The sequence below is a fragment of the Haloarcula salina genome, from assembly GCF_049603855.1.
Classification (GTDB): Archaea; Halobacteriota; Halobacteria; order Halobacteriales; family Haloarculaceae; genus Haloarcula; species Haloarcula salina_A.
The window spans coordinates 122,171-132,408 of record NZ_CP187149.1; the positions used below are offsets into that span (position 1 = coordinate 122,171).

At 55.1% G+C, this 10,238-nt stretch carries 9 protein-coding genes and 1 pseudogene; 1 reads left to right on the forward strand and 9 read right to left on the reverse strand.

All coding sequences use genetic code 11. The features are described from left to right. Window positions 1-190: 190 nt before the first annotated feature. A complete protein-coding gene (locus ACOZ4I_RS19825) occupies window positions 191-1,084 on the reverse strand; it encodes a hypothetical protein (RefSeq protein WP_424005474.1) in 894 nt (297 codons plus the stop codon). 160 nt (window positions 1,085-1,244) lie between these two features. Here ACOZ4I_RS19825 and ACOZ4I_RS19830 point away from each other — a divergent pair, with 160 nt between their 5' ends. Continuing rightward, entirely contained in the window at window positions 1,245-1,931 is a 687-nt protein-coding gene (locus ACOZ4I_RS19830) for an SOS response-associated peptidase (protein WP_424005476.1), read from the forward strand. Window positions 1,932-1,949: 18 nt separating this feature from the next. Here the strand turns inward: ACOZ4I_RS19830 and ACOZ4I_RS19835 are convergent. The 8 genes and pseudogenes from ACOZ4I_RS19835 to ACOZ4I_RS19870 all read right to left on the reverse strand — a co-directional run. Then, window positions 1,950-2,196, reverse strand: a pseudogene (locus tag ACOZ4I_RS19835) (AAA family ATPase); the annotation flags it as partial. 22 nt (window positions 2,197-2,218) lie between these two features. Beyond that, window positions 2,219-3,466 carry an SAVED domain-containing protein gene (locus ACOZ4I_RS19840; RefSeq protein WP_424005478.1) on the reverse strand — a complete coding sequence of 416 codons (1,248 nt, stop codon included), beginning with the start codon at window positions 3,464-3,466 and terminating at the stop codon, window positions 2,219-2,221. Next, complete coding sequence (locus ACOZ4I_RS19845; RefSeq protein ID WP_424005479.1) at window positions 3,463-5,799, reverse strand: ThiF family adenylyltransferase; 2,337 nt, start codon at window positions 5,797-5,799, stop codon at window positions 3,463-3,465. The genes ACOZ4I_RS19840 and ACOZ4I_RS19845 overlap by 4 nt, the downstream gene beginning before the upstream one ends. 8 nt (window positions 5,800-5,807) lie before the next feature. After that, entirely contained in the window at window positions 5,808-6,932 is a 1,125-nt protein-coding gene (locus ACOZ4I_RS19850; RefSeq protein WP_373675699.1) for an SMODS domain-containing nucleotidyltransferase, read from the reverse strand. Between the two features lie 24 nt (window positions 6,933-6,956). Continuing rightward, a complete protein-coding gene (locus tag ACOZ4I_RS19855; protein ID WP_424005481.1) occupies window positions 6,957-7,985 on the reverse strand; it encodes a Cdc6/Cdc18 family protein in 1,029 nt (342 codons plus the stop codon). 159 nt (window positions 7,986-8,144) lie between these two features. After that, window positions 8,145-8,504: a hypothetical protein gene (locus ACOZ4I_RS19860; protein ID WP_424005483.1), complete on the reverse strand. Its 360-nt coding sequence runs from the start codon at window positions 8,502-8,504 to the stop codon at window positions 8,145-8,147. A 46-nt stretch (window positions 8,505-8,550) separates the two neighbouring features. Then, the gene (locus tag ACOZ4I_RS19865) at window positions 8,551-9,006 is read right to left on the reverse strand and encodes a hypothetical protein (RefSeq protein WP_424005484.1); all 456 of its coding nucleotides are present in this window, start codon (window positions 9,004-9,006) and stop codon (window positions 8,551-8,553) included. A 134-nt stretch (window positions 9,007-9,140) separates the two neighbouring features. Next, entirely contained in the window at window positions 9,141-10,049 is a 909-nt protein-coding gene (locus ACOZ4I_RS19870; protein ID WP_424005485.1) for a hypothetical protein, read from the reverse strand. Window positions 10,050-10,238: the final 189 nt, after the last annotated feature.

Here is a 10,238-nt window from a genome sequence, read left to right on the forward strand (position 1 = left end):
TCGCTTCCGCGTTTCAGGGAAGGCACGAGACAGATACTGACCCTGACTCAGCCGTCGAGTTTCCCCGGTCAATCGATTGTTTCCAAGAACGTTTCCAGGATATCCATAGTACCTGCTGACGAATACTCAGTTGTAGTGGGTATTGAGAGAGGCCCTTTTTTGGTACATATTCGGGTCCACGATCAGTGATTCATTTCGAGTGATAGCAGTCGTTGGGGAGAATGGGCATGGCTCCGTAGTATTCCAGTGTTTCCCTTAGTGATTGGTACTGGGTTGAGATTAGTTCGCTCATTGCTTCCCCTGCTTTCCGGATATGCTCATTTCGATTCCCTGCCCCAAAGTCGTACTCCGCGTGCTTCTTGTATTCGTGTAGAAGCTTTTCGACTTGGAAATCGGGGACTCTGGTGTCTGACGTTATAATCGGTGCATTCGTTACCTGAGTCCTCTCTCGCTTTTTTTCCGTGAGGGTGTAATAGTGATATTGGCCGTCGCGCTCTACGACTTTCAGCCCATTCTCTGCTATTTCGGGGTTCATCCACAATATTTCGCCTTGGAAGTCTCCACCTGTGTATTCGGCTACGAATACCTCTCTCAGCCAGATTGTAAGCTGTTGAGGATCGACTTCAGCCCAGTTCCGAGATATGTCTGAAAGCATTTTCTCCATCTCAGGAGACCCCTTGACCTCGTCTACGTAGGCCCTTTTCTCAGAACGGATTTCTTGGATCTTCTCGCCTATGTTATCAAGTAGTTGATTTAGATCGTGCGGTGCTTGCTCATCTAAATGATATTCCAAAAAATGATCTTTCAACGTAGTCGAGACTTCATCTGGGTAGGGCCTGAAACCATAACCTGCGAGCTCAGCAACAAGTGATTCGGTACCTCCGTCGGCACCAAGCGGTGAGGAGGCCCTGTAAGATGGTAGGTTATTGAGCCAAGGCTCCAGAACTTGTTCACGGATGTCGTTCGTATGCCGTATTCTCACCCTGGTCCGGATATCTTTTCTCAAAGTCCAGTAGGTTGCGCCAGCTATCGAGAGTGTCGCTAATATCCCTCCGATGGTGAGAACAGTACTTAGAGACACCATCTATGTGAATCCTGTTCTCTCCCTAGTGATTAGAAGCTTGTTCACAAAATACAGCTCAACTGAACAGCCCTCATCATCACTTGGGATTAAATGAGATTTGTTGCGGCGACGAGATTCCTGTGCGACCACGTTGAAGATGCCTCCCTCCAAACTCCTAGGTATGTGTGGCCGAAACTCGCTCTTCATCGACCAGGCTGACCTCGAGGCCCGCTTCGATGCCGAGGTCGTCGCGGACGGCGGGTACACACCCCGATACAACATCGCTCCTGGCGAGGATCTCTACATCATCACGAACGAGGCCTCCGACGAGATCGACGCCTATCACTGGGGATTGATTCCGTTCTGGGCGGACGAGCCCGAGGAAGGCATCATCAACGCTCGTTCCGAGACGGCCGACGAGAAACGTGTCTTCGAGCGGGCGTGGGAAACCCGTCCCTGTTTGGTTCTCTCGTCAGGGTTCTACGAGTGGAAAGCGCCGAACGGCGGTTCGAAACAGCCCTACCGGATTCACCGCGAGGACGACCCCGCGTTCGCGATGGCGGGGCTCTGGGACGTCTGGGAGGGCGACGACGAGACGATTTCGTGCGTCACGATTCTCACGACGGAGCCGAACGACTTGATGAACTCCATCCACGATCGGATGCCGGTCGTCCTCCCGAGGAACGCCGAATCCGACTGGCTCGCCGCAGATCCGGACACTCGCAAGGAACTGTGCCAGCCGTACCCGAAGGACGATCTGGACGCCTACGAAATCTCGACGCGGGTCAACAACCCCGGCAACGACGATCCCCAGGTCATCGAACCACTGGACCACGAGCAATCGGGCCTCGGCGAGTTCAGTTCCTGATAGCTGACGGGGTCATGGTCACTGCATCGGCGACGCAGCTGCCGAATCGACGAGCGAGTACTCTCGGTCCCGACTCGTCCCCTCCGCCTCAAGGAGGTTGTACTAGCCATTTTCGAGAGATGGGTTCGGACAGTACGATTTGTTCGAGGGTCATCGACCTCGTCTATGTAGCGGTCGTGAATCTCGCTGTTCCGAGCGGCCAATCGTCGCGAACGATATCGTGGACGACCCGTTGGTGAGGGGCGGGCGAATCAAGGCTCTGCTGGATGCCAACGGCGGTTGATTTCCTACTGCTCTTCCGAGGCGGTGTCTGAGCCGTCTGAAAGTGGCTGATCCTGTAATCGACCAGCGGGATAGTATCGACCCTCGTCTTTGCTATAGAGGTAGGTCTGGATCGGTCTGAGTGTGTTTGATTTTCGCCCGAAGAGAAAGGCGAGCCCTATCGGGCCAGCTATGAAGAGATGAATGGTCGATGTTTTTGGCAGTTCTTTGACCGCGTCTCGTACCTTGGTTCGGAAAACATCTGCAGCATGGGCTGCCTGTGCCGGGGACAGTTCCACATCGGGCCCATCTTCCGGTGTCAATCTGAGAACGCCGTTGAAATCCGGAAGGTCGTTATGCATCTGTTCTATCTCCGGTTGCACATCGGCAGCGATGTTGACGAGCACCGCCAGCTCCGATCCGTGATTCGGTTGTCGCTGGAGATCTCCTTCTAACCCGCTTTCCTCTTCGTCGATATCGAGTTTCCATTCTGTCATCCCGGCAGGGCCGGTGGGTTGCATCCACGTTGCTTGGATACGACGTGTGGTTGGAAGACAGTAACCGGCCGCGAAAGCAGCGGGAAGATGCGTTCGGCCACGGAAGCGGAGGGGGCGGCCCGATGCGTTTTGAATGAGACAGTCCGTTACCGTAGTTAACGCCGGGAGTAGACGTTGGTTCCATACTTCTTGGGATGGTGGACCATGTTCGAAAGATCTTGACCAGTCAATAGCAATCGCTGGATCGATGTCGTGAGCCGGCGATTCGTAGGTGTCAAGTGAGCATTCGAGAGGCTCGCCGTCCGGTAAATACCCATCTATCCGCTCGATCCGCTCTGATAAGACGGCCTGGACGACATCTGTAGCTTTGTCAGACGTGGCCGCCTCTAGGGGGAACATTTTCCAAGCGGAAAAGTCGTGGAGGACCGGTGCCTCGTTGAGTATCGATTTGGCCTCTCCAACGCTGATATCGGGACATGGCACAACGACCACGAAAAACTCGTCATCCCTATCCCACCGACTATTGAACCCCGGCAACTCGTCGTTGAGAATGATGTCAGAGTCGGCTACGCCCTCACTAACGAGCGCAATTCCACTGGCTGTTTCCGGATTCTCCAGCTGGTCGATGATTTCATCTCTGAGTGGCTCCGGCTTCAAATCGAAGATATCCCGCCAAATCGGCACCCCGTGTCGCTCCAGTTCCGTCTGCAGGAAGTTGGCGACGTCCGTCTGTTCGTGCTTATAGCTGAGAAATACACGGCCAGTTGGATCAGTCATATATCGTCACCGACGTTGAGAGTTGAAGCAGCATCTGGGTTGTCAATCCGTTCTAACTGCTCGTATTCCTTACTATCGTGGAATAGATAGGCGTTAATCGAGAACTGACCCTCTTCGTCCTGACCAACGATGAAGAGTAGCGGATGCGGACAGTCGTAGCCGTCGTCGTTGGCGATTTCATTCATCGCAGTTCGATCGTCCCGACTGATATCGGGTGAAGCGCCGGGATGGTAGTGCCATTCACCGAGATAGTCGATACCGCTGCTCTCCCTGGCATCTTTGAGCCACTCCTCGACTTTGTCGGTTCCTCGGAGGAATCGAGTTGGTTCTTGAATGGAGTCCCGCGGTGGGTCTCGGGCATTAACCACTAGTGCTGGTCCATCGAGACGGTCGGTACCAGCCAAAATACCGCCCGTTTCACATGGATGTTCCTTTCGGCAGCGATCATACATCGCTTCAAGACACGTGGCCGGAATCTGTACGGTGATGGGTGATTCCGGCGCTCGCCATATTGTTCCGTCTTGGAAGGGAGGTGTGGCCTTTGAAATAGTCGGCAGCTCGTCGTCACTACCGGTCTCGAGTACGGTGAAGTGATTCTCGCGCAGACTCAATGCCGTCGCCTGATCAAGAAGCCGTGTCACTGTCCCAGCCCACGTCATCACCCGGTCTGTTCGGATAACTGATGCTGGGTGCCAGCAGCCCACTCGTTCGGGGATGGCATCCTCGTCTTCGTCCCATTCGATCTGCTCTTGCAACCGCCATGGATCGAACGCTTCGTTGTAATCGCTGTACGGAAAGGTATGTGAGTAAGCTGTGAAGCAGAACAACCGGTTCGCTCGCCGACCCATCGCAGCGGAGCAAAACACGACCGGGTGATTCCATCTAATCGCATCCAGAGCGCGACGAACTCCCCGTGACGCGGTACAGTCAATTACTACCTCCGCTTCTCTAATTGGCTCCGGCAACTCACCGCTCGGTGGAAAGGCGCTATCCACATCAAGGACCTGGGCGTACGGTGCAATGGATTCGAGCCGGTCCGCGATTGCTGTCGCCTTGTTTCCTCCCACCTCATCGATTGTTAGTGTGTGGCGAGCCACGTTGCCGATCTCATACGTGTCGTTGTCGATGATGGTAAGCTGCTGACAGCCGGCTCGAACGAGGTTCTCGGCAACCATACTGCCGAGCGCTCCCCCTCCGATGAGCACGATGTTGCGATCCAGAAACCACTCTGTCATATGCCCGCGTCTGGTGAGCTGCTCATGCGACCAGTTGTCCGAGTCCAGCCACCGAATCTGTTCCTCTCCGGCTTCCCGCCGTTCGGCTATCTCAGGCCCCTTTCCAGTATCTCGAAATCCGCCGGAGAGGTCATTCGGATCTTTGAACTCTTTTATTTCGATTGGTTGCCAATAGATGATCTCGGGGTCGCCGTCAACCGTTGCTGGGATGGGGAATCCAATTAGAAGGATCTTGACCGGCTCATCGTCCAAGACGGGCTTGATATTCGCCCGTAGTTCGTACGGGTCGGTCTCGGTACCCTCGAAAAATACGTCTAACTGTTCCCACGTCTCCGGGGCCTCCCACGGGGGTTCAATCGGCACCTCTTCTACCAATGCCCACGCTCCGGAAACAGAGTCATCAGGATTCGAATCGATATATCCGCCCCATTGTGGCTGATAGACGACTTCATCGTCGCTATCTTTGAACGTACCAGTCGCGTATGTCTCTTCAGCAGTTGGCAACGAGCGGAGATTGACTGTCCCCCACTGTCCATACGCCGTCATCCAATCTGAGAACGACTCCTGCGTCTCGTTGAATGCGATGGTCGTGGCCGAAGCCGAGTTCGTATCGAAGGCCGGGATTTCAAACGGTTCGTCTGGTTCCCGGAGTTCCCCTTTCGCAGCATTACTTAACCACCGCAATGCTCGGTCCATATGCCAACAGAGTCGATCACGGCTTGTGCTGGGTTCGCCGGTGGCTCCCGTTTGACTGAGGGTGTGCCCATACCGAGCAACACAGATATCGCCTCTTCGCCACGGAGTATCGTCGCTCCCAGCAACGTTCAGCTTCTGGTGGGGAAATGTGGCGGTAATGGTGTTCTCTTCTTGATCCGCAGGGTAGATCCCAATTGAACCGGCGGGGTACGTATCCCGTAGATGGAGATACCAGTCTGTCTCGCGTGGGACGTCCGGATGGGGTTCTAAGTCGTCTGGAGAAAGCCTGATCTTGACAATCCACCGTCCGTTGCTATCGTCTCGATATGGGTCTTTGAGGACGGTGACCCCATCCCGTTCGGCAATGGCTGCGACGGCTTCTGTAATTTCTTGGGGTGGCATTTATTACGTTAGCTGTCCGACTCGGCGAACTGGTGGTCCGATGGATCCTCTACCTGTGAGGACGAGCCTACTGACATGGCTTTCTCCCCTCCATCGTCAGAATCGTCGTCACTTCCGAATGGAGGGAATTTCTCGCCGAAGAGCTGGTACCAGTAATCCCTCGATGTTTCTTTGTCCTCCTCATCCAGTGCTGTCCGCGCGAGCTCTGCGGCATCCTCTGCCTCATCGTAGAACGCCGCGAAATCTTTCCCGTCGATTTGTTTTAGGACGTCATTCTCGGAGGTTCTCGGGAGACCGTGAGCAGGCAGGGTAGGGGTTTCCTCAGCCATTGCTTCGGTCTTGAACTTCCGTGTAAGTTCTTCGAGCGTCCTTGTCACGCCCTCGGCGACGCTGTTGATATCATCAGGACAGCACTGGCCAACGATGTGCTCGAGGGGATAGCTTGTCGGTCCTTCGACGTCAGGTGTCTTCGTTCGCCGCCACCATTTGATGGCCTTGACGACGTTCACGTAGTGGCCATCCGTGATATCGTTCTTATTTACAGTGAAGGCGATAGTCGCGAGGGGATGGGTATTCTCCCACTCGTTCTCATCTCGATGTGGGATCTTGAGCGGTTCGTCCTTCCACTCGTCGTCGCCATCTGCCGAGATATTGAGGGCCTCTGCCACCGTCGAAAGGTCGTCCGGAGTCAGGGCTGTTCCCACGTCCAGTGAACCCAGTGATTTGACGGCTTCACGTGTTGCCTCGCTGGGTGCCGCTGTCAAGACGAGATCGATTTCCACCTTCTCTTCCTCGATCTTGTAGGAGTGGGCATTCGGTTCCCACTGCCCCTCATAGTGTTCCTTCAGGAACGGTTCGCATTTTTCCAGCGCTACGTCGGTATCAAGGTCACTGCTGAGATCAGAGACAAAGACGACGTCAACGTCGGATTTCTCGTCTTCCTGCGGTCTGAGTGCCGTCCACCGGCGGTAGCTCCCCTGTAGAAAGTCTGCAACGTAGAACTCGTCGATGTCGTCGTCAGTCTGCAAGTGATCGCGAAGGGTTTCGTGACCCTCCTTGTAGGCATCATTGTGTTCGTCCTGCGGGCGGATGTCTGACAGGAAGGTCTCGAACAGTGTGGGAAGTGTGGTCATAGTGTATCGATGTTCTGGGATGCTTTAAGTGGTTGTTGCAGCAGACGGTGACTCAATGATCGCGTATTCTCGATCTCGGCTCGTGCCCGCGGCCTCGAGGAGGTTGTACTGGGCCATCTTCGAGAGATAGGACCGGACTGTCCGTTTCGTCCGTGGTTCGTCGACTTCGTCCGTATAGTGGTCGTGGATCTCACTCGGCCCGACCGGGCCGTGGTCCCGGACGATGTCGTAAACGACGCGCTGGTGGGGCGTGAGTGAATCGAGGCTCTTCTGCTTGATCTGCGCACGGGCATCCTCGGCGGCGTCCAGGAGGACGTCGTCGGTGATGTGCTTGTGGTTCTCGCGATCGGCTTTGCCGGCGGCCGTTCGAAGGATGCCGATTGCGAGGCGGGCGTCGCCGGCGGCCGCGTCGGCGATCCGGTAGAGCTGGTCGTCGGTGATGACGTCCTCGTCGAGCCCCCACTTCGCCCGCGAACTCAGAATGTCGTACAGCTGCTCGTCGTGGTACTTGTCCATCCGGACGTGCTCGCTGGAGCGCAGCCGGCTCACGAGGCGGTCGTCGACGCGGCTGAACAGCTCCTCTTCCTTGTTCGCGATGCAGATGATCGCGAACTGCGGGAGGCTGTGGAGGTCGTAGATGACGCTGGGGTCCTCCAATTGGTCGACCTCGTCGAGGATGACGACCGTTCGCGGGCCGTCGTGTTGCTGGAGTCGGTCGACGAGTTCGTCGTGGGGCGTCGACTGTCGGTGGATGTCGAACGTCGCGCCGAGGTCGTCGAGGATTTGGTAGAGCGTCCGAAATCGGGTGTAGTTGCGCCAGCAGTTGACGTAGATGGCCTCGACGTCGAGGACTTCTTCCCGAAGTCGTTCCGTGACGAATTTCGAGATACATGTCTTCCCCGTCCCGCTGGGTCCGGTGACGATAGCTGTGTCGGCTGGTTCTCCGTTCGTAATGGGCTCGAGGACGCTAGAGAGGTGGTTGACTTCGGCGTCGCGATGCTCAACTTCCCGAGGAACGAACCCGGCGCGGAGAACGCGAGCATCGCGGATCATCTTTGGTTGATAGACCGGTTTTCTGGCTAGTACTAAAAACGTGACCGGGTTGCTTCCGGAAACACCCCATTTACCCCTCTCGAACCTAACTAAATCCTCGCGCAGTAACGCGATTCCTGTTCGTGGAAACTCAAGGTTTCCGGGATTTCCGGAATCAGGTCACGAGCGGGAACTCGTCACACAGGGATTTTGCCAGTCGTCGGCTTCGTGTTCACTCCAGGGGATGAGGTATACTCCGTTGTCAGCGCGACTTTGACAGTCCAACTCATCCATCAAGTTATTCCACCGTTCTTCGATCGTATTGCCGGACTGCTCGAGGAGTGACTTATCGAGTTCGTCGATCAGCTGCTCTTGGAGTTTCTGGTGTCGCTCGCTTCCGTACTCGCCAAAGACATCCTCATATCCTTCTCCTCGGAGTGGCCGAACGAGTGTCGTGATACGGAGGGCCCGGTCCTCGCTTATGTCAAACTCCTCTTCTAGTCGCATACACATCCTGCCAGCCCAATCAGATGCGCCCATACTCCCCCCTCTTGTCGTCAGTATAATAGATGTTCGTGAGCCCAGACTAGAAGCAGTCAGGACATTCCCATACGTACCCTCGACTCTTTCGCCGGTCGCTTTTTGGCATTTGAAGAGACTCACAGAGGCCGCAGGTCTTGAATTCGGACTCGGGAATTAGTTCTATGAGCTCCTCCTTCCAGATCCGAATTTCAGCCGTCTTGATGTTGTTTCGTTCGTTCTCTACCGTGGAACTGTTTCTGTTGAATTCCCACTCTCGATTTTCGTTACGGCGCCATTCAGCTAATATTCGGAGAAGTTCGTCTTGTTCGTCCACGCCATCAAGATCCTCCTGGCAATCCTCTACGACATCCCTCCGAATTTTCGGTTCTACCTTGTCCCAGACTGCGGGTGTGCTTCCATCTCCTTCGTGCCGCTCTTCCTGTCGTTTTTGCTCCTCTTCCAGCTCCTCGATTCTGGCATCAAGAGACTCTCGTATCGGGGCGAGATCGGGGATACTCATACGAAGATACCACGACTGGAACGTCATAATATTCTGGTGCTGTACCGCTTTTGTCTGGTTTAAACAGGTGTTGCGGATTGCCTGTTTCAATCGTGTTCAGCTATTCACGATCAGCGATCCATCCCGGATTGACACTATTCTCTGGGAATCAGATGTCGTTTGACTTCTCTGGAACAATGATTGCAGAGTGCCGCTGGCATCGGGAGCGTATCTGGGGAGAATTGCCGGGTGTCGCCTGAACGGGCTTCATGACCACAGACGGTCGTCCCTGTTTCATTCCGTACGAGATGGTACTTCGCCTTCCCAGATTGGCGGAGCGAAAATGCCGACTCATCTTGTGTGGGATAATCGTCGTCTACAATATCTTCGACCGTTGCCGAGGTAATCCAATATCTGCTGAGATCCGTCCACCAGGTGTTTGAGCATCGAATTTGCTGGCGGAAGAGCTGCCGGTAATCAACCGTGAACCGTTGCGAATCCTGCTGAATGAGGTCATCGGTGTGGAGCTCGAGTGTCCGTGGGGATCGCTCCCCCCTGTTTGATTCAGGTTCCAACTCGATGGTCCACTCCGTTTTGACGTACGCTCCACCGGTGTATTCGACAGTGTCTGCGCTTACAGACTTGGTACGGTCACGAAGCCAACGAACGGTCGGTGGACGGAGCTTCTCAGTGAGTTGCTCTGAGAAGATGTCGTATAGCAGTTCATCTGTGGCGAGTGCGTCTTGGAGGGCGGTTCCGAGCTCTCGAGGTGCCGTCTGGTTCGTATAGTTCTCTGCCTGTGCGATGAGTGTCTCTCGGGCTTCGGCAATCCCATCGACGGTCAACCAGAATCCGTACGGTTCGTGACCATCGGTGAGCACTTCGCCATCGGTGAGCCGAACCAGCATCGGCCGGATATGGTCAGGTGCCGGAAACAGATGTAACTGGTATTGGTCGGTGACCGGGACTACTGGATAGGGGAACTCCTCTCTAGAGGGTACTCCCCCCTCGTTACGGGGTATGGAGAAGCCTCCCAGGTCTGCTACCGGGACGTGCCTTGGCATACACTCCGGGATACGATTCCAGTACGTCCCATATCGGTGGTCGCGAGGACCGCGATTAATTTGCATTGTGAGTAGACCGATTACCCCCAGTCACTTAGTATTCAGGGGGTAGTGGGGGGAGGGGCTATAGAAGAACTACCATACTACAAATCGGGAACTTAGACTAAGTAAAGGTTATAACATTCCCGC

What these genes read in the sequence shown, in the direction of transcription:
- ACOZ4I_RS19830 (WP_424005476.1), top strand. Translation starts at nt 1,245, where the DNA reads ATGTGTGGCCGAAACTCGCTCTTCATCGACCAGGCTGACCTCGAGGCC.
- ACOZ4I_RS19825 (WP_424005474.1), bottom strand. Translation starts at nt 1,084, where the DNA reads ATGGTGTCTCTAAGTACTGTTCTCACCATCGGAGGGATATTAGCGACA.
- ACOZ4I_RS19855 (WP_424005481.1), bottom strand. Translation starts at nt 7,985, where the DNA reads ATGATCCGCGATGCTCGCGTTCTCCGCGCCGGGTTCGTTCCTCGGGAA.
- ACOZ4I_RS19850 (WP_373675699.1), bottom strand. Translation starts at nt 6,932, where the DNA reads ATGACCACACTTCCCACACTGTTCGAGACCTTCCTGTCAGACATCCGC.
- ACOZ4I_RS19860 (WP_424005483.1), bottom strand. Translation starts at nt 8,504, where the DNA reads ATGGGCGCATCTGATTGGGCTGGCAGGATGTGTATGCGACTAGAAGAG.
- ACOZ4I_RS19840 (WP_424005478.1), bottom strand. Translation starts at nt 3,466, where the DNA reads ATGACTGATCCAACTGGCCGTGTATTTCTCAGCTATAAGCACGAACAG.
- ACOZ4I_RS19865 (WP_424005484.1), bottom strand. Translation starts at nt 9,006, where the DNA reads ATGAGTATCCCCGATCTCGCCCCGATACGAGAGTCTCTTGATGCCAGA.
- ACOZ4I_RS19845 (WP_424005479.1), bottom strand. Translation starts at nt 5,799, where the DNA reads ATGCCACCCCAAGAAATTACAGAAGCCGTCGCAGCCATTGCCGAACGG.
- ACOZ4I_RS19870 (WP_424005485.1), bottom strand. Translation starts at nt 10,049, where the DNA reads ATGCCAAGGCACGTCCCGGTAGCAGACCTGGGAGGCTTCTCCATACCC.